General features: G+C 69.3%; 16 protein-coding genes and 1 tRNA gene. 6 read left to right on the top strand and 11 right to left on the bottom strand.

Annotated features, from left to right (window positions below; all coding sequences use genetic code 11):
* Positions 1 to 19 precede the first annotated feature (19 nt).
* The 5 genes from MWN52_RS10680 to rnd all read right to left on the bottom strand — a co-directional run bounded on the left by MWN52_RS10680 (position 20) and on the right by rnd (position 5,184).
* Entirely contained in the window at positions 20 to 850 is an 831-nt protein-coding gene (locus MWN52_RS10680; protein ID WP_286574637.1) for an energy transducer TonB, read from the bottom strand.
* 339 nt (positions 851 to 1,189) lie between these two features.
* Positions 1,190 to 1,265 (bottom strand) — tRNA-Ala (locus tag MWN52_RS10675).
* A gap of 115 nt (positions 1,266 to 1,380) precedes the next feature.
* Positions 1,381 to 1,923 carry an Lrp/AsnC family transcriptional regulator gene (locus MWN52_RS10670; RefSeq protein WP_286574636.1) on the bottom strand — a complete coding sequence of 181 codons (543 nt, stop codon included), beginning with the start codon at positions 1,921 to 1,923 and terminating at the stop codon, positions 1,381 to 1,383.
* 66 nt (positions 1,924 to 1,989) lie between these two features.
* On the bottom strand, positions 1,990 to 3,942 hold the full coding sequence (locus tag MWN52_RS10665) for a CocE/NonD family hydrolase (protein WP_286574634.1): 1,953 nt from the start codon (positions 3,940 to 3,942) through the stop codon (positions 1,990 to 1,992).
* Between the two features lie 156 nt (positions 3,943 to 4,098).
* Positions 4,099 to 5,184 (bottom strand): ribonuclease D, encoded by a 1,086-nt coding sequence (gene rnd / locus MWN52_RS10660; protein WP_286574633.1) that lies wholly within the window; start codon positions 5,182 to 5,184, stop codon positions 4,099 to 4,101.
* A 114-nt stretch (positions 5,185 to 5,298) separates the two neighbouring features.
* Between rnd and MWN52_RS10655 the strand changes: the two genes are divergently transcribed.
* Complete coding sequence (locus MWN52_RS10655) at positions 5,299 to 7,176, top strand: formylglycine-generating enzyme family protein (RefSeq protein ID WP_425608021.1); 1,878 nt, start codon at positions 5,299 to 5,301, stop codon at positions 7,174 to 7,176.
* Positions 7,177 to 7,189: 13 nt separating this feature from the next.
* Positions 7,190 to 8,095 (top strand): M48 family metallopeptidase, encoded by a 906-nt coding sequence (locus MWN52_RS10650; protein WP_286574630.1) that lies wholly within the window; start codon positions 7,190 to 7,192, stop codon positions 8,093 to 8,095.
* Between the two features lie 7 nt (positions 8,096 to 8,102).
* On the opposite strand, the gene phbB (MWN52_RS10645) is transcribed toward MWN52_RS10650, so the two are convergent.
* The 4 genes from phbB (MWN52_RS10645) to gluQRS all read right to left on the bottom strand — a co-directional run bounded on the left by phbB (MWN52_RS10645) (position 8,103) and on the right by gluQRS (position 11,647).
* Positions 8,103 to 8,840: an acetoacetyl-CoA reductase gene (gene phbB, locus MWN52_RS10645; protein ID WP_286574629.1), complete on the bottom strand. Its 738-nt coding sequence runs from the start codon at positions 8,838 to 8,840 to the stop codon at positions 8,103 to 8,105.
* A 437-nt stretch (positions 8,841 to 9,277) separates the two neighbouring features.
* On the bottom strand, positions 9,278 to 9,823 hold the full coding sequence (phaR, locus tag MWN52_RS10640; RefSeq protein WP_286574626.1) for a polyhydroxyalkanoate synthesis repressor PhaR: 546 nt from the start codon (positions 9,821 to 9,823) through the stop codon (positions 9,278 to 9,280).
* A 140-nt stretch (positions 9,824 to 9,963) separates the two neighbouring features.
* Positions 9,964 to 10,704, bottom strand: coding sequence for an acetoacetyl-CoA reductase (phbB, locus tag MWN52_RS10635; RefSeq protein ID WP_286574624.1), 741 nt, complete (start codon positions 10,702 to 10,704; stop codon positions 9,964 to 9,966).
* A gap of 37 nt (positions 10,705 to 10,741) precedes the next feature.
* Positions 10,742 to 11,647: a tRNA glutamyl-Q(34) synthetase GluQRS gene (gluQRS, locus tag MWN52_RS10630; RefSeq protein ID WP_286574623.1), complete on the bottom strand. Its 906-nt coding sequence runs from the start codon at positions 11,645 to 11,647 to the stop codon at positions 10,742 to 10,744.
* A gap of 116 nt (positions 11,648 to 11,763) precedes the next feature.
* Here gluQRS and htpX point away from each other — a divergent pair, with 116 nt between their 5' ends.
* Positions 11,764 to 12,660, top strand: coding sequence for a protease HtpX (htpX, locus tag MWN52_RS10625; protein WP_130518099.1), 897 nt, complete (start codon positions 11,764 to 11,766; stop codon positions 12,658 to 12,660).
* Between the two features lie 91 nt (positions 12,661 to 12,751).
* On the opposite strand, the gene MWN52_RS10620 is transcribed toward htpX, so the two are convergent.
* Positions 12,752 to 14,830: a GGDEF/EAL domain-containing response regulator gene (locus MWN52_RS10620; protein WP_130532062.1), complete on the bottom strand. Its 2,079-nt coding sequence runs from the start codon at positions 14,828 to 14,830 to the stop codon at positions 12,752 to 12,754.
* Between the two features lie 121 nt (positions 14,831 to 14,951).
* Positions 14,952 to 16,001, bottom strand: coding sequence for an EF-P beta-lysylation protein EpmB (epmB, locus tag MWN52_RS10615; RefSeq protein ID WP_286574621.1), 1,050 nt, complete (start codon positions 15,999 to 16,001; stop codon positions 14,952 to 14,954).
* Positions 16,002 to 16,106: 105 nt separating this feature from the next.
* Here epmB and efp point away from each other — a divergent pair, with 105 nt between their 5' ends.
* The 3 genes from efp to MWN52_RS10600 are packed head-to-tail and all read left to right on the top strand — an operon-like array spanning position 16,107 to position 18,732.
* Positions 16,107 to 16,673 carry an elongation factor P gene (gene efp, locus MWN52_RS10610; protein WP_130518105.1) on the top strand — a complete coding sequence of 189 codons (567 nt, stop codon included), beginning with the start codon at positions 16,107 to 16,109 and terminating at the stop codon, positions 16,671 to 16,673.
* Positions 16,674 to 16,701: 28 nt separating this feature from the next.
* Positions 16,702 to 17,367: a TMEM175 family protein gene (locus MWN52_RS10605; RefSeq protein ID WP_130518107.1), complete on the top strand. Its 666-nt coding sequence runs from the start codon at positions 16,702 to 16,704 to the stop codon at positions 17,365 to 17,367.
* A gap of 24 nt (positions 17,368 to 17,391) precedes the next feature.
* On the top strand, positions 17,392 to 18,732 hold the full coding sequence (locus tag MWN52_RS10600; protein WP_130532059.1) for a TRZ/ATZ family hydrolase: 1,341 nt from the start codon (positions 17,392 to 17,394) through the stop codon (positions 18,730 to 18,732).
* Positions 18,733 to 18,775 lie beyond the last annotated feature (43 nt).

The following is an 18,775-nucleotide window of genomic DNA, read 5'->3' as shown; positions in this document are numbered from 1 at the left end:
GGTCGAAACCCAGCTTGTTCTACAGCGCCTGCCCGTTAACGACGGTCAGCAAGTGCACCGGAGATTGCAGCGCCAGCGACTGTCCATCGCGCAGACCCACCGGATCGAAGGACTGCTCAGCCTCGGCAAGCCAAGGAATCGGCGTGCGGATGATGGTCGGAAGTTCCTGCCACCCGTTGATGGGGGATTTGGACTCGCCCAGCCAGAACGTCACCGGAAGGATCAAGGTGGCATCGGCGACATCGCCGAACTCGACATTGGCTGGCGTGAATTGCCATTTCCTGGCGGCTTCGATGGAGGCCTTGCCGAAGGCCTTGGCCCATTGCGCGCTCTGCTTCGGCTTCATGTCGCGATATGGAAACGCGACCTGGGTCGCCATTGCATCCACGACTTGTCCCTGCGCATTAATGCGCACGGCCAGGAGCACGTTGCCCATCACGCCGGCGCGTGCCGCGTCTACGGGATAGCGTGGCGGCTCCATGGATGTCGCGGGCTGTCGGGTCGAATAGAAGCGGACATCGCGTATGTGCAACTGGTAGCCGCTGTCCACCTTGGTCGCCACCAGTGCCAGCTGCATCGACGTCTTGGCATAGCCGGGCTTGCCGTCGTGCATCACAGGCTCGAACTTCCACTGCCGCACCGACTTCTCGATGAGGTCCTTCAGCGGTGGAGTGACGATGGTGCGGATATCGATCGCGAAGACCTTACCCTGCGGATCGATGCCCAGTTCGCCGGAAACCGGCAGGATCATGTCCGCTGTCTCCGCGGCCGGAACCGCGTCCCCAGCCGCAGCCATCCCCGGCGCTGCGCCGGCCAACAGCAGCGCCCAGCCAAGCATCCACTTGTACATACGGCATTCCCCAATGCGTAGACGGGACGACTATAGGACAAGCGCGCATGTGCGGGAATGTCCGCCTGGGTGGCCTCCAGGCGCAGTGGCGGCGAGGAAGACGTGATGGCAATCAGCACCCCAGCGGCCAGGTTCTAGTGGGGCGCCCGGCCCATGGCCAGCCAATGAACTTTCCAGCTCCGACCTCGTGGACACGGGCTGCTGGGCGTCAGCGAGGGTTGGTACGCGAAGTCGGCGAGGCCGCGCCAAAGCTGCAAACAAAAAAGGCCTGATTCTCAGGGAAATCCCTTTAAATCAGACCTTTGTCGAACATTTGCGGATGAACGCAAACGGGAAACTTGGTGGAGCCAGGGAGGATCGAACTCCCGACCTCGTCATTGCGAACGACGCGCTCTCCCAGCTGAGCTATGGCCCCAAGGGGAGCGCCATTCTAGCGATGCGCCTGCGGATTGCCAACCGGTCTGCGTGCGATCGTCAGGCGACGGCGCGAAGGCGTTCTGGGGCGGACCGGGCACGCGCCTGGCCGGTGCTCAGCCCTGCCGCGGCGGGTCCAGGGCGGGCAGGGGACGCTCGCCCGGGGCGCGGATGGCCTTGGTGACCACGTAGGTGGAGTAGCGGGCGATTCCCAGGTCCTCGCGCAGCAGTTGCTCCATGAAGGCCTGGTACTGGGCGATGTCGCTGCACTCGATCATGGCGATGTAGTCGATGCCGCCGCCGGTGGCGTAGCAGAACGCCACTTCCGGGGCGTCGGCCATGCGCTGGGCGAAGGTGCGCATCGAGGCGGCGGTGTGCTGGCCCAGCACGATCTGCACCAGCACCTGGCTGGTCTTGAACAGGCGTTGCCAGTCGATCACCGCGCGGTAGCCGCGGATCAGGCCGGCGGCCTCGAGCTTGCGCACGCGCTCCCAGGTCGGCGTGATCGACAGGCCGATCTCGCTGGCCAGGGTGGACTTGGTCACGCGCGCCTGGCGCGAGAGGATCTGCAGGATCCTCAGGTCGTCCTGATCCAGGCGCAGGCCCGGATCGATACGCAGCGGCCGGGCGGCCGCCTCGGGGGGGACATCGGAAGACATGCGAGGGATGCTGGCGTCGGCTTGCGCAAGGGCAAGGCGGCGTCGAATCGACGCCGCCGTGTTGCATCACTTGAGGCCGCTGACCACCGGCAGCAGCACCGAACTGGCCTGCGCGCCGCCCAGCTTCACGCTGATGGTGGCCTCGCGGTAGTCCTTGGGCTGGGCCAGGAAGATATTGGGCACGAAGGTCTGCGGATTGAGGTCGTACAGCGGGAACCAGCTCGACTGGATCTGCACCATCACCCGGTGCCCGGGCAGGAAGGTGTGGTTGGCCACGGGCAGGTCGAAGCGGATCGGCACGGTCGTGTTGGACGGGATCGCGCTGGGGTGCTCCAGGCTCTCGCGGTAGCGCCCGCGCAGGATGTCGGCCGAGACCATCAGCTGGTAGCCGCCCAGCTTGGGATCGTCCGGTACCACGTCGGGGTAGACATCGACCAGCTTGACCACGAAGTCGCCGTCGCTACCGGTCGTGGACAGGCGCAGGTCCACCTTGGGCGTGCCGCTGATGCGCAGCGGCGCGTCCAGCACATCGGTGACGAAGGTCAGCACGTCCGGGCGCGCGGCGGCCTGGCGCTGGTCGCTGACCAGCCAGCTCGGCCACGGGTTGTCGTCGTAGCCGGTGGCCGGCAGCGGCCGGGGCAGGAAGGGCACGGGGTTGGACGGATCGGACACGTACTCGTCGCTGCCGGCGGTGGCCTGCGCATCGAACCCCGCGGTGCCGTTGTCCTTCAGATACAGCGGCTGCTCGGCGATGCGGCAGCCCGAGGCGCAGCCCTGCGGCCAGGACTTCAGGTGCTCCCAGTGGTTCTCGCCGGTGCGGTAGACGGTGACCGGCGAGACCTGCATCGGCGGCGCGTCGTCCATCAGATAGTGATCCAGGAACGGGCGCAGCACCTCGCGGCGGAAGCTCGCGGCGGTGTCGGTGTCGAACTTGATCGCACCCAGGTGGGTGCCGTCCTCGCGCTGGCCGCCGTGGTTCCACGGGCCCATCACCAGGAACACCTTGTCGTTGCGCGTGTCCTTGGGTTCCAGCGCCGCGTACACGGCCATGTCGCCGTAGATGTCTTCCTGGTCCCACAGGCCATGCACCAGCATCACCGGAATGCTGAGCGGCTCCTTGGCGAGCAGCTTGTCCACCGCCTGTTCCTGCCAGAAGGCATCGTAGGACGGGTGCGCCAGCAGCTTGCGGAAGAAGCCGAGCTGGTCCATGCCGCGGCGCTTGCCGATCAGGCCGGCCGCGCCGCCCTTGAGGTAGAAGTCGTAGTCGTCGGCGTCGGTCTGGATCCAGTGGATCGTGTTGCCGCGCGTGGCCTCCTGCTCGTAGATGTAGGGCAGGTTGGTCTGGCGGAAGGCGCCGTTATGGAACCAGTCGTCGCCGCGCCAGCCGTCGACCATCGGGTTCATCGGGATGGCCACCTTCAGCGCCGGATGCGGATGGAACAGCGCCATCAGGCTGGTGAAGCCGTCGTAGGAGATGCCCAGGATGCCGACCTTGCCGTTGGACTCGGGCACGTTCTTGGACAGCCAGTCCACCGTGTCCCAGGTGTCGGTGGAGTGGTCGACGTTGCTGTCGTTGAGCGGGCCGATCTGCGGCCGGTTCATGACGTAGTCGCCCTCCGAGCCGTACTTGCCGCGGATGTCCTGGACCACGCGGATGTAGCCGTGCTTGTTGAACAGCTCGGGGAAGTTGTCGTAGCCCTGCAGCACGGCGGCCAGGCGGTTGCTCTTGGCCAGCGTGGTCATGCCGTCGGCGTCGTAGGGCGTGCGGGTGAGCAGCATCGGCGCGCGATGGGCGCCCTTGGGCACCAGGATGACGGTATGCAGCTTGACGCCGTCGCGCATCGGGATCTCGACCTCGCGGCGGACGAAATCCGCCTCCGGGTCGTCGGGCACGACGAAGTGCGCGGGGCGATCGGGCTCGGGCTTCTGCTGAGCCAGCAGCGTCGGCATGGTCAGCAGCGCGGACAGCAACAGCGTGGTGCTGGCGAAGAACAGGGCAGGACGGTGCAACCGAGACATCAGCTTCTCCGAGGCGGGCGACGGGGCGTCCCGCGCCGGGCTCGCGTTCGCAGCGCGAGGCCGCGCGTGCGAAGGACCGGTCCGGAGGACGTCGTAGCGTAGCGCCTGGCCTGCCGGCGCGATAGCGGGATTCGCGCCCTCGGACGGGGCTTGTGGTCAGGCCCGTGGCGAAGCCAGCAACGGCGCCAGCACCGGTTCGAGCTGGGCGCGGCGCCAGCCTTCCAGCGCGGCCGGCCACTGGCCGTGCTCCATCAGCGCCTCCAGCCAGCGGCGCGAGGCGAGGATGCCGTCGGGCAGGCCGAGCGCGGCCGAGTGCGCGGCCACGGCGTCCTGCAGCTTCTTCAGGCGCTGCTTGTCCTGGTCGCCGTTCTTGGCCAGTGGGGCGTCGGCTTCGTCCGGCAGCGGCGTGGACAGTGCCTGCCAGAGCGCGTCGGCCAGTTTGCGCGGCGACTTGGGCTGGCGTTCGAGCCAGTCGATCAGCGCCTCACGCGAGGCCATGGGCGTGCGCGCCAGGGTCACGGCCAGCTCGTTGTCCAGAATCCAGCTCTTGGGCCGGTCGCTGGCGCGCGCCTGCGCCTCGCGCCAGCGCAGCAGCCGCAGCAGGCGATGCTGTGCCGGCGCATCGAGGAACTGCGCGCTGCGCAGGGCCAGATGCGGCCAGCGCTCGCCGCCATCGTCCTCGCCCTGGGCGATCAGCCGCGCACCATCGGCCTGCAGCCAGTCCAGCCGGCCCAGCGCCTGCAGCTTCTCGGTCAGCGCCGCGTACAGCGCGCCCAGGTGGACCACATCGTCGGCCGCGTATTCGAGCTGCGCGGGGCTGAGTGGGCGCTTGAGCCAGTCCGAGCGGGTCTCGCCCTTGGCCAGGGTGACCCCGGTGATCTGCGCCACCAGCTTCTGGTAGCCCATGCCGCCGCCGATGCCGGCCAGCGCCGCGGCGATCTGGGTGTCGAACAAGGGCGAGGGCAGCACGCCGCAGGCGCAGCGCAGCGCGATCAGGTCCTCGCTGGCGCTGTGCATCACCTTGACCACGCTGGGATCGGACAGCAGTGGCGCCAGGGCCTGCGGCATGCCGGGTACCAGCGGGTCGACCAGCAGGATGGTGTCGCCGATGGCGATCTGGACCAGGGCCAGTTGCGGCCAGAAGGTCTTCTCGCGGATGAATTCGGTGTCCAGGCCCACCCAGGCGGGCAGCTGCTGCAGGTGCGCTCGCAGCGCGTCGGGGGTGTCGATCCAGAGGGGCACGCGGGTCTCGAGGTTGGGAACCAGGGGGCGCCCCGTCGCGCAGGCTTGCACACGCCTTGGCGCGGTTGGGGCGACAATAGCCTAACGTCCCCGGCCATCGGCCGCCTTTGGATCATGACGGGAGGAACCTTGCGGCGATTCGCCCCGGCGCTGCTGGCGCTGCTGCTGACAGCCTGCGACCGCGCGCCCGAGCCCGCCGCGCGGCCGGCCACGCCTGTGGCCAGCCCGGCGCCCGCGGCCGACCAGACGCCGGCGCGCACGCCCAGCGTGACCATCAGCGACAGCAATGGCGATGCCGCGCTGAACTGGTCGCCGCCCGCGCTGGCGCTGGAACCGAACCAGGTGCGCCAGGCGCGCCGCGAGGCCGCAGCCGCGCTGCGCGCGGGCGACCTGTTCGAACAGCCGCGCGATGCCATCCCGCTGTACCTGGCGCTGCTGCGCCTGAATCCCAACGACGCCGTCGCCAAGCGCGGCCTGGCCAACGCCGGCACCGCCCTGCTGGCCCAGGGCCGTCGTGCGGTGGCCGCCGCCCAGGACGATCCGGAGGCGCTGGCGCGCGCGGTGCGCATCGCCGCGGTGGTGCGCACCGTGCTGGCGCAGGACCCGCGCGCCGAACCGTATCTGGAGCAGGTCGATCTGGCCGAGCAGCTGGCCCGGCTCAATGCCACCGGCGAGAGCCAGCTGCGCCAGGGCCTGCTGGGCGAGGAGGGCAAGGACGGCGCGCTGAGCACCTTCCGCGCCGTGCTGGCGCAGGCGCCGGACCAGCCGCGCGCCTTGCAGGGCATGGCGGCGACGGAGAGCGCCTTCATCCGCCGCGCCGAGGACGCCGCGCGCGCCGGCGACTTCGACGAGGCCGCCCGCTGGATGGGCTTCGCCAACGGCCTGCGCCAGGACGCGCAGACGGTCAAGGACGGCTATGCGCGCATCGAAGCCGAGCGCACCCGCCAGATCGCCGCGCTGCGCGACGCCGGCGTGGACGATCTGGTCTCGCCGCTGGGCCTGAAGGACGCGCGGCAGAAGCTGGAGGCCGCCCTGCGTATCGCCCGGCCGGGCGATCCGGTGGCCGCCGATCTGCGCCAGCGCATCGACCTGGCCACGCACTACGGCCTGTTCCGGCCCGGCCAGTCCTTCACCGATGCCATGCGCGGCGGTGGCCGCACGCCGGTGATGGTGGTGGTGCCGCATGGCGCCTTCCGCATGGGCGCCGACGAGGACGAGCCGGGCGCGTCCGAGGCCGAGCAGCCGGCGCATTACGTGCGCTTCGACCGCGGCTTCGCCGTCTCGCGCACGGCGGTGACGGTGGGCCAGTACCGGCGCTTCGTGCAGGCCACGCAGTACCGTTCGCGGGCGACGCGGCGCGGGCATTCGATCGTCTACGACGAGCGCAGCGGCAACTTCGTGCGCCGCAGCGGCGTGGATTGGCAGTCGGACTACGCCGGCGCCAAGGCGGCCGACGACATGCCGGTGCTGCACGTCAGCGTGCGCGACGCGGAGGCCTACGCCGACTGGCTGGCCGAGCAGACCGGGCACGCCTACCGCCTGGCCTCGGAGGCCGAGTTCGAATACATCCTGCGCGCCGGCAGCCAGGGGCGTTATTCGTGGGGCAACTCGACCCCGCCGCCGGCGGGCGTAGGCAACCTGACCGGCGGCAACGACGTCTCCCCCAGCGGTCGCCACTGGGGCAACGCCTTCGTCGGCTACGGCGACGGCTGGTGGGGCCCGGCGCCGGTGGCCACGTTCAAGCCGAACGCCTGGGGGCTGTACGACGTGGGCAGCAACATCAGCGAGTGGGTCGCTGACTGCTGGCACGCCAGCTTCCGGCGTGCGCCGGGCGACGGCGCGGCGTGGTTCAATCCCGGCTGCCGGGCCCGGGTGATCCGGGGAGGCGGGTGGGCCTCCTCGCCGCAGCAGGCACGGGCGGCGTGGCGTGCCTCGCAGGACTCGGACATGACCAGTGCGCGGGTAGGCTTCCGCGTGGTGCGCGGCATCTGACAAGGATCAAGGCATGAATGCGGCTTATGGCAATGGGGGCATGCAGCGGCGGCGCGGATTCGGGATCCGCTGGTGGATCCTGTTGCTGTTCGCCGGCTATGCGGCGTTTCAGTGGATCTCCAGCCGTCAGACCGATCCTTACACCGGCCAGGACGCGCATTACGGCGCCACGCCCAGCGAGGAATCCGAGCTCGGCGTGCAGGCCTACCAGCAGGTGCTGGGCGAGGCGCGCCAGCAGGGCGCGCTGCTGCCGGCCAGCGACCCGACCAGCCAGGAAGTGGCGACCATCGCCCAGCGCCTGATCGCACGCGTGCCGCAGGTGGCGGCCGACCTGGCCAAGCAGCACGACCAGCCGGTGCCGGACCTGTCCGGCTACGACTGGCAAGTCAGCGTGCTGCGCTCGGACGAGGCCAATGCGTTCTGCCTGCCGGGCGGCAAGATCGCCGTCTACACCGGGCTGTTCCCGATCGCTCAGACGCGCGATGCACTGGCGGTGGTGATGGGGCATGAGATCGCCCATGCGCTGCTGCGCCACAGCTCCCAGCGCATGGCCCAGCAGAAGCTGGTGCAGATGGGGCAGGTGGCCGCCGGCATGTCCGGCATGGACCAGCAGACCATGGCCGCGCTGGGCGCCGGCGTGCAGTACGGCGTGGTGCTGCCGTACGGCCGCAACCACGAATCCCAGGCCGATGAGGTCGGCCTGATGCTGGCCGCGGCGGCCTGTTACGACCCGCAGCAGGCGATCCCGCTGTGGGAGCGCATGTCCCAGCTGGGCGGCGGCGAGCGTCCGCCGGAGTTCGCCTCTACCCACCCCGACCCGTCCAACCGCATCGCTCGCCTGCAGCAGCTGATGCCCGAGGCCGAACAGTTCCGCGCCCGCTACTGCAGCGGCCAGCCGGCGAGCGACCAGCCGCTGTAGCGCGTCTTCAGAAGCCCATGTACAGCCCGCCGTTGACCGGCAGGTTGGCGCCGGTGATGTAACCGGCCGCGTCCTCGGCCAGGAAGCGCACCGCGCGGGCGATGTCCTCCGGCTCGCCCAGCCGGCCTACCGGCACCAGGCCCGTGGTGCGCTGCAGGACCTCGGCCGGCATGGCCGCCGTCATCGGCGTGCGCACATAACCCGGGGACACGCTGTTGACGGTGACGCCCTTGGAGCCGACCTCGCGCGCCAGCGACATGGTCAACCCATGCAGGCCGGCCTTGGCCGCCGCGTAGTTGGCCTGGCCGAAGTTGCCGGTCTGGCCGCTGACCGAGCTGATGTTGACGATGCGGCCGTGGCCGCGCTCGACCATGCCGGCGATGACGTGGTGGCACAGCTGGAAGGCGCTGGTCAGATTGACCTGCAGGACCGCGTTCCACTGCGCCAGGTCCATCTTGCGCAGGGTCGCATCGCGGGTGATGCCGGCATTGTTGACCAGGATGTCCAGCGCGCCGTGCGTGGCCTGGACGCGGGCGATCAGCTGCGCGCATTGCGCATCGTCGCCGACATCGGCCGGTTCGAAGGCCACGCGCCCGTCGGTGGCCGCCTGGAAGGCCTTAAGGCGCGCAGGCTCGGCCGGCAGGTCGGTGGCGATGACGGTGTGGCCGGCCTCGGTCAGGGCGCGGCAGATCGCCGTCCCCAGGCCGCCGATGCCGCCGGTCACCAATGCGATGCGTGGAGTCATGGATGCAGGATCGATGAAGGACAGCGCGCAAGGATACTCCGCAGGCTTGCGGCCCCGTCTGTGCGGGCTGTTGTCGCCGCGGTGCGCGGCAATCCATGCTGCGCAGCATGGCGTGGAGCAGGGCAATGCCGAGGGTGTCGCTCAATGCTCACAATCGCGTCTGTCTTGGGGCCGCGATCTGTGCCGGACACCTGCCTGACCGAACGCGGAGATGCGTACAGGCACCCTGAGCGGACGGCGCTTGCTGCGCCTGCCGCTTGGTTATCGCTTGAAGAAATCTGGCTCAGGGTCGGCGTTGCGGGAGTGCGCGACGCACCAATGACTCGAGCCGTATTGCCGGCGCCATCGCCGTCGGTCGGATCGGACGCCGCGGGGCCAGGCCGGGGCGTCGGTGGGTCGAAGCGGATCGGCCGCTTCGCCGCGGAAAAACGCCGCGCTCAGCGACGCGTGGACTTGCTGGAGCTCTCGCGCGTCGTCGGGCCATCCTTCGCCCCGTTGCTGCCGCCCGTGCCGGGCGTGGAACTCGGACGCGTAGGGCCACGGCTCAGGCCGCTGGTGAGATTGCGCTGGAAGTCCTGCCAGATCTCCAGGTTGCGCTCGGTGAGCTGGTTCATCATCGCCCACGGCGTCTGCCCCAGCAGGTTGCCCATCTGCTGGCGGAACTGCGCCTGCTGGTCCATGAACATCTGCATCGAGCGCTCGAGGTAGTTGCCCATGAAGCCCTGCAGCGAATCGCCGTAGAAACGGATGATCTGGCTGAGCAGTTGGGTGGACAGCAGCGGCTCGCCGTCCTGCTCCTGGTCGCTGATGATCTGCAGCAGCACCAGGCGGGTCAGGTCCTCACCGCTCTTGGCATCGCGCACTTCGAACTCTTCGCCATCGACGATGAGCTGGCGCACATCCTCGATGGTGATGTAGCTGGAGATTTCGGTGTCGTAGAGACGACGGTTGGGGTACTTCTTGATGATCCGGATCGCAGCCATGGAGCAGTCACCTCAATCAATGTGCGCGGAGCATGCGCCCGGGTTTTTTGCGGCGCAACCATACTTTGGGAGCGTTTGGGGTGTGGAGTGGCACTGTCGGGCGAGGCCGCCCGGGCACGCGCCGGGCACCCTGGTCGGACTCACCAGCCCATGTACTGACCACCGTTGGCCGACAGGTTGGCGCCGGTGATCCAGGCCGCCTCCTCGGCCACGAAAAAGGCCACCGCGTAGGCGATGTCCTCGGGCGAACCCAGACGGCCGGTGGGGATCTGGGCCACGATCTTGTTGCGGATCTCCTCGGGCACGGCCATCACCATCTCGGTGGCGATGTAGCCGGGCGAGACGGTGTTGACGGTGACGCCGAACTGCGCGCTCTCCTGCGCCAGGGAGATGGTGAAGCCATGCATGCCGGCCTTGGCCGCGGCGTAGTTGGCCTGGCCGTATTGGCCCTTCTGGCCGTTGATCGAGCTGATCTGCACGATCCGGCCCCAGCGCCGGGCGCGCATGCCGGCGATCACCGGCCGGGTCATGTTGAACACCGAGGACAAGTTGGTGTCGATCACCTCGTTCCACTGCGCCGCGTCCATCTTGTGGAAGGTGGTGTCGCGGGTGATGCCGGCGTTGTTGATCAGGATGTCGACCGGCCCCAGCGTCGCGGTGACCTCATCGACCATGGCCTGCGCCTGCTCGGGATAACGCACGTCGCCCTGCACCAGGGCGATGTCCACGCCCTCGTCGGCCATGCGCTGCTGCCAGGTGCGGGCGCGCACCGGGTCGCGGTAGTTGGTGGCCACCCGATGGCCCAGACCCGCCAGCTTGCGGCAGATGGCCGTGCCGATGCCGCCGGTCCCGCCGGTAACCAGTGCAACGCGAGGAGTCATGGAGAAGTGCATCTAAGGAGGCAAGGGGCCGGCGATTCTAGTCAGCACCTGCAGCATGTTTGTTGTGCGGCGCAGCATGGATTCCCGCCGAAGCGGGCAAGCGCGCGGGGTCGAAGCCATGCTGCGCCGCATGCAGCAGCGTGTCCACCGTATCGGCACCTGCCAGCACGCGCGCCGCCTGGCCCAGCTGGACCCAAGCCGAACGCAGCGCGGGCAGCAGGTCACCGGCGTCCAGGGCCTGCGCGCCTTCGGATTTGGACAGCTTGTGCCCGTGGGCATCCAGCAGCACCGGCAGGTGCAGGTAGCGCGGCGTGGGCAGGCCCAGCGCCCGCTGCAGCAGGATCTGGCGCGGCGTGGAGTCCAGCAGGTCGGCGCCGCGCACGATATCGGTCATGCCCTGGTCCGCGTCGTCCACCACCACCGCCAGCTGGTAGGCCCAGGGTCCGTCGGCGCGGCGCAGGACGAAGTCGCCGACCACGCGCCCGACTTCCTGGCGCTGCGGGCCCTGCAGGCCGTCGTCGAAGGTGACAATGCAGTCACCGGGTACGCGCAGCCGGATGGCCGGATCAGGCCGCCGGGCCCGGGCGACGCACCGGTGGTGGACCCCACCGGTGGCGGCCAGGTCGGCGCGGCTGCAGTGGCATTCGAAGGCCAGCCCGCGCGACAGCAGGCGCTCGAGCGCGACAGCGTAGGCATCTCCTCGCGTGTGCTGCCAGCGCACCGGTCCATCGCTGCGCAGGCTGAGTTTTTCCAGCAGTTGCAGCTGTGAGTGCGCGGCGCCGGGAACTTCGCGCGGTGGGTCCAGGTCCTCGATCCGCACCCACCACTGCCCGCCGGCGTGGCGTGCCAGCAGCCAGCTGCCGAACGCCGCCAGCAGCGAGCCGGCGTGCAGCGGGCCGGTGGGCGAGGGCGCGAAGCGGCCGCGGTAGGAGCTTGATGACATTGACGAAATCGACGCGCAATCGCTGAACAACCGGTCAGCCGGCAGCTTGAAGTCAAACCGGGGCGTCCACAAGATTCATCTCGTTCCCCCTCATTCCTTTTTCCCTGGAGTCGACCGTGTTTACCCGCATCGCATTGTTCCTGCTGACCAACCTGGCCGTGCTGGCCCTGGCCAGCGTTGTGATGTCCCTGCTTGGGGTCAATTCGGCCAGCATGGCCGGCCTGCTGGTGATGGCCGCGCTGTTCGGCTTCGGCGGCTCGATCATCTCGCTGCTGATGTCCAAGTGGATGGCCAAGCGCGCCACCGGCGCGATGGTGATCGAAACCCCGCGCAACGAGGCCGAGCAGTGGCTGCTGGAGACCGTGCGCCGCCAGGCCCAGGCCGCCGGCATCGGCATGCCCGAGGTGGCCGTGTACGAGGCGCCGGAGATCAACGCCTTCGCCACCGGCGCCAACCGCAACAACGCGCTGGTGGCCGTGTCCACGGGCCTGCTGCGGCAGATGAGCCGCGACGAGGCCGAGGCCGTGCTGGGCCACGAGGTCAGCCACGTCGCCAACGGCGACATGGTGACCATGGCCCTGCTGCAGGGCGTGCTGAACACCTTCGTGATCGTGCTAGCGCGCGTGGTCGGCGGCGTGATCGACAGCTACCTGTCGGGCAACCGCGAGGGCAACAGCCGCGGCTTCGCCTACTACATCATCGTGTTCGCGCTGGAGATGGTGCTGGGCCTGTTCGCCACGATGATCGCGATGTGGTTCTCGCGTCGCCGCGAGTTCCGCGCTGACCATGGCGGCGCCACGCTGGCCGGCCGGCAGAAGATGATCGCCGCGCTGGAGCGTCTGCAGGCCAACCACAGCACCAGCACGCTGCCGGCGCAGGTGGAGGCCTTCGGCATCGCCGGTGGCATGGGGCAGGGCCTGAAGAAGCTGTTCCTCAGCCACCCGCCGCTGCCCGAGCGCATCGCCGCCCTGCGTGCCGCGCAGGTCCAGCAGCGCGCCAGCACGGTGATGTAAGCCGGCTGACCGCCATGCCTGGCAACGAAAAGCCCGCCTTCCGGCGGGCTTTTCGCATCCGGCGGGGCCTTCGCTCTTTCGCTCTAACGCTTCAGGCGTTGAAGTCGAAGCTCATCTCCGGCATCGCATTGGCGACGAACGAGCCTTCCACGTAATCCAGCCCGGCGCCGAACAGCAGCGACATCGTGCCCGGGTCCTGCACGTGCTCGGCGATGGTGGTGATGCCGTCGCGCTGCGCGCGTGCGGTGATCTCGCGGATCTTGTCCTGGTTCTCGGCCACGCGGGTGTGGTCCTGGGTGAAGCTGCGGTCCAGCTTGAGGAAGGCCGGGGTGAAGTGCGCCAGCAGCTGGAAGGAATCCAGCCCGGTGCCGAACTGCTCCAGCCCGACCTTGCAGCCCAGGCGCGCCGCCGACTGCAGCAGCTCCTGCGCCGCGCGCAGGTGGGTGAAGACCTTGGCTTCGGTGGTTTCCAGCCAGAGCCGCTCGCCCGGCAGCCCGGTGGCGGCCAGTTCGTGGGCGATGGTCTCAACCAGGCGCGTATCGCCGAAGGAGGCCTGGCTGATCTTGACCATCATGCGCGTGGGGCGCCCGGCACGTTCGCGCGCGGCCAGTGCGGCGATGGCCGCGCGCACCACCCAGCGGTCGATGTCGGCCAGCAGCCCGGCTTCCTCGGCGATGGCCAGGAAGGTCACCGGCTTGATCCGCTCGCCGCTGCCGTTGTCCAGGCGCAGGAAGCCTTCGTAGAAATCGCCCGGCGCGCCGAGCAGCGGGATGATCGGCTGGTAGTGCAGGGCGAAGCCGCTGCCGGTCAGCGCCTCGCGCACCAGGTCCAGGATGCGCTGGGCGTACTCGGCCTCGGCGCGGTCCACCGCGGCCGGGTCGAAGATCAGCACGCCGTTGCCGCCGACGCTGGCCACCGACTGCAGGTTCTCGCTGGCCCGCGCCAGCACCTGGCTGACGCTGGCGATCTTCTCGCCGATCTGCACGCCGCCCACGCTCAGGGTGGCGGTCACCGCGTGGCTGCCGATCTCGAACACATGCGCGGCGAAGCCGGCGCGCAGGCGCTCGGCCAGCGCGGCGGTGTCGGCATGGCTGCAGTGGCACAGCACGGCGAAGCCGTGTTCGCTGAAGCGGGCGGCGACCATGCCTTCGCCGATCAGGCTGGAGAAGCGCGCCGCCATCGCCGCGATCAGCGCATCGGCCGAGCCCAGCCCGATGTCCGGCAGCAGGCGCGCGTAGTGATCCGGTTCGACCAGCAGCAGGCCGTACTGCTGCTCGCCTTGCCCGACCTGGGCCACGGCATCCTCGAGCGCATGCAGGAAGGTGGGGCGGTTGAGCAGGCCGGTGACCACGTCGCGCTGGCGCAGGTCCTCGACCTCGCGCGCCAGTTCGGTATCCAGCTCGCGGCGGCGGAACACCACCTGCACGCAGGCCTCGCCCTCGTAGGTGGCGGTGGCGAACTCCATCACCGCCGGGAAGGCCTCGCCGTCGAGCGTGCGCGCCTCGCACTCGTAGCGCGGCGGGGGCGGCTCGCCCTTGCCGATGCGCTTGAGCAGCTGCTTGAAGTCCTCCACGTCCTTGGGCGCGATCAGGTCCAGCAGCGACAGACCCTCGATGTCCTCGAAGGACGCGAATCCGAACATGTCCAGATACGCATCGTTGGCGCGGATGTGCATGCCTTCGTGCACATAGGCGATGGGATCGCGCGAGGAGGCGATCAGCGCATCGCAGCGGCGCTCGGTCTCGCGCAGCTGGGCCTCCAGGCGGCGCAGGCCGCGGCGGGCCTCCAGGTCCTCCCATTCGGCGCGCAGCACGCTGAGCAGGTGATCGGGACGCGAGCGCACCGCGACCGCGCTGGCGCCATTGATTAGGTCGTCCACCACCGAAGGCGTGCCGGAGGCGTCGACCATCACCACCACCGGGATGTCCTTGCCGACGGCGGCGACCTGCTCCAGCACCGCCGAGACCGGGAGGGTGCGGGCGGTCTTGGCCACCAGGATCAGGTCCACCGGCTGGCTGGCCAGCTGCTGGACCAGTTCCTCCGCATCCAGCGGGCGCAACGGCCGCACGGCGATGCCGTCGTTGCGGAACGTGCTGACCACGCCCTCGGCCGCCTCACCGCTGTCGTCGATGATCATCAGCCGCACGGGCGTGTCTTTGCCGATCTGCATGGCGCTTCGTGCTGGGAGCGGGGGACGGCGTTTAATACAGCATGGTCACCGGAGCGTCCATCCTGACCATCGGCTGGCTTGCGGATTCGTGAAGGCCGTCCTGTGCTACGGCCGCGCACGCTCAGCGCAGCGGGCGCTTGCCGGTGTCGCCCGGGATCTCGCGCACCAGGCGCGGCACCAGGTAGCCGGACAGGCGCGCGGCCAGCTCGGTATGCAGCGCCAGCGCGGTGGCGTCGTCCACCTCGAAGTGGGCCACGCCTTGCACACGGTCGAGCTGGTGCAGGTAGTAAGGCAGCACGCCTGCGGCGAAGCCGCGTTCGGACAGCGCCGCCAGCGCATCGACGCTGTCGTTGACGCCGCGCAGCAGCACCGCCTGGTTTAGCAGGGTCGCGCCGCTGCCGCGCAGCGCGGCCAGGGCCGCATCGACGCTGGCATCGAACTCGTTGGCGTGGTTGGCGTGCAGGACGAAGGCCACCGGCCAGGGCAGCGCGCCCAGCCACTGCAGCAGGGCGGCATCGACGCGCTCGGGCAGGACCACCGGCAGGCGGCTGTGGATGCGCAGGCGCCTGAGGTGCGGCACCTGGCGCAGGGCATCGGTCAGCTCGGCCAGCTTGGGCGTAGACAGCGACAGCGGATCGCCGCCGGACAGGATCACCTCGTCGATGCTCGCATCCTCGCGCACCCGGGCGATCGCCTCGGCCCAGTGATCGCGCGCGGCGGTCTCCTCGCCATACGGGAAGTGCCGGCGGAAGCAGTAGCGGCAGTGGATCGCGCAGCTGCCGGTGGCCACCATCAGGGCGCGGCCCTGGTACTTCTGGATCACGCCGGTCGCCGAGCGCGCGGCCGCGTCGCCGACCGCGTCCAGGCCGAAGCCGGGCAGCAGGCGCAGCTCCTGGTCCAGCGGCAGGACCTGGCGCAGCAGCGGATCGTGCGGGTCGCCGTGGCGCATGCGGGCCACGAAGCCTTCGGGCGCAAGCAGCGGGAACTGCGCCGCGGCCTGCGGGCAAACCCCCAGCGCGGCCTCGTGCAGGCCCAGCCGCGTGAGCAGTTCGCCCGGATCGCGCACGGCCCGACGCAGCGCCTGCTGCCAGCCCGAAGGCTGCAGCGGGGCGGGGGCGGTGGCGCTGGCGGCGGGGGCCGTCTGTCTGGAAAGGGGTGCTGCAGGTATCATGAGCGTTTGAACGAAGCATGCGCTCGCCGGTTGCGGCGGGCGTCCCCATTGTATCCGGCCGCTCGCGCATGGCGGCGGGTCTGTCTTATCTCCAGGAGTTTGCCCATGGCCACCTACGGCATGAACGACGTCAAGAACGGGATGAAGATCCTGGTCAACAACGAACCCGCCATCATCACCGAGACCGACTACGTCAAGCCCGGCAAGGGCCAGGCGTTCACCCGCATGCGCTTCCGCCTGATCCGCTCGGGCCGCGTGCAGGAACTGACCCTCAAGAGCACCGACTCGATCGAGGCCGCCGACGTGGTCGATACCGACATGCAGTACCTGTACAACGATGGCGAGTACTGGCACTTCATGCAGCAGGAGACCTTCGAGCAGGTGCAGGCCGACGAGGCCGGCGTGGGCGATGCCAAGAAGTGGCTCAAGGGCGAGGAAGCCTGCGTGGTGACCCTGTTCAACGGCAACCCGATCCAGGTCACGCCGCCGAACTTCGTCGAGCTGAAGATCACCGAGACCGACCCGGGCGTGAAGGGCGACACCGCCGGCACCGGCGGCAAGCCGGCCACCCTGGAGACCGGGGCGGTGGTGCGCGTGCCGCTGTTCGTGGGCACCGACGAGATCATCAAGGTCGACACCCGCACCGGCGAGTACGTCAGCCGGGTGAAGTAACCCCCATCCAGCGCGCAGGGAGCGTCGCATGCAGGATCTTGGCTTGGTGCAGGAACAGCAGGGCGATGCCCCGGCGCGCGCGGATGTGTTTCCGCACGACCGGGTGGTCTTCTTCAGCGATGCGGTCTTCGCCATCGCCATCACCCTGCTGGCCATCGAGCTCAAGCTGCCCGACGCGGAAATGGTCGAGCGCCTGGGCGAGGGCGCGGCGAACGGCCATACGCTGGCGCTGTTCATCGCCTACTTCGTCAGCTTCCTGGTCACGGCCACCTTCTGGATGAGCCATATGCAGACCTGGCGCCACGTGCGCCATGTCAGCGGCCGGCTGGTGTGGGGCACGATCTGGCAGCTGATGTTCGTGGCGCTGATGCCGTTCGCCACGCGCGAGTACTCCGAGTCGGTCAGCAGCGCCTCGCCCGGGCGCTTCGCCTTCTATGCGGTGGTCTTGGCGACGATCTCCTTCTTCGGCTTTCTCACCCGGGTGTGGGTGGCGCGGCAGGAGTCGCTGGCCGAGCGCCTGGGCGCGGCCCAGGCGCGTTGGTTCGTGGTGCGCAGCACGGTGTCGATCGCGGTGTTCCTGCTGGCGATCCCGCTGGCCTACCTGTGGCCCAACCCGTACTCGGCGTTCTTCTTCATGCTGATCTGGCCCGCTTCGTTCCTGACCCGGCGCCTGATGCTGGGCAAGGCCGGCTGATCCTCTTTGGTAACCAAGGCACCCGTGAATCCGTCCGACGTTGAATCCTGCGACCTGTTGATCGAAGCCGGCTATGTGGTGCCGGTCGAACCGCACGCGGTGGTGCTCGAGCAGCACGCCGTGGCCATCACCGACGGGGCGATCGTGGCCATCGCGCCGATCGCGCAGGCCCGCACGCGCTTTGCCGCCAAACAGGTGGTGCAGCGGCCCGAGGCTGCGCTGATCCCCGGCCTGGTGAACGCCCACACGCACAACCCGATGACCCTGCTGCGCGGCATCGCCGACGACCTGCCGCTCAAGGTCTGGCTGCAGCAGCACATCTGGCCGGTGGAAGGCGCGGTGATGGGGCCGGAGTTCATCGCCGACGGCATCACCCTGGCGATCGCCGAGATGCTGCGTGGCGGCACCACCTGCGTCAACGAGAACTACTTCTTCCCCGACGTGCAGGCGGCCACCTACAAGCACCATGGCTTCCGCGCGCGCATCGGCCTGCCGGTGATCGACTTCCCCACCGCCTGGGCCAGCAGCGACGACGAGTATTTCGACCGTGCCGGGCAGGTCCACGACCAGTGGCGCGACGATCCGCTGATCGCCACCGCGTTCGCGCCGCATGCGCCGTATACGGTCAACGACGCCAACTTCGAGCGGGTGCGCATGCTGTCCGACCAGCTCGACGTGCCGGTGCACCTGCATCTGCACGAGACGGCGCAGGAGGTGGAGCAGTCGCTCAAGGACTACGGCCAGCGCCCGATCGCGCGCCTGGACCGCATGGGCCTGATCAACGACCGCCTGATCGCCGTGCACATGACCCAGCTGACGGAAGGCGAGATCCACCTGTGCGCCGAACGCGGCGTGTCGGTGGTGCACTGCCCGGAATCCAACCTCAAGCTCGCCTCCGGCTTCTGCCCGGCCTGCGCGCTGGCCCGCGCCGGAGTGAACCTGGCCATCGGCACCGACGGCTGCGCCTCCAACAACGACCTGGACATGTTCGGCGAGACCCGCACCGCGGCGATCCTGTCCAAGGCCGTGGCCCAGGACGCGGTGGCGCTGGACGCCTTCGCCGCCCTGCGCGCGGCCACGCTGGGTGGGGCCAGGGCGATCGGCTTCGACCATCTGGTCGGCACGCTGGAGGTGGGCAAGCAGGCCGACATCGCCTGCGTGGACCTGTCCGCGCTGGAGACCCAGCCGCTGCACCACGTCGTCTCCCAGCTGGTCTACGCCACCGGTCGCCACCAGGTCACCGATGTGTGGATCGCCGGGCGCGAACGCCTGGTCGACCGCCAGCCGGTCGGGATCGACATGGCCGGCGTGGTCGCCAACGCGCGCCAGTGGCGCCAGCGCATCGCCGGCCTGCATCCGGCCTGACCCCTCACGCTCCCTGATGCGGCCCTTGCGCATGCTGGCCGCT

Origin of the sequence: Pseudoxanthomonas winnipegensis, assembly GCF_030322905.1 — a bacterium.
In the GTDB taxonomy this organism is placed as follows: Bacteria; Pseudomonadota; Gammaproteobacteria; order Xanthomonadales; family Xanthomonadaceae; genus Pseudoxanthomonas_A; species Pseudoxanthomonas_A winnipegensis.
This window is presented reverse-complemented; position numbering and strand designations above follow the sequence as displayed.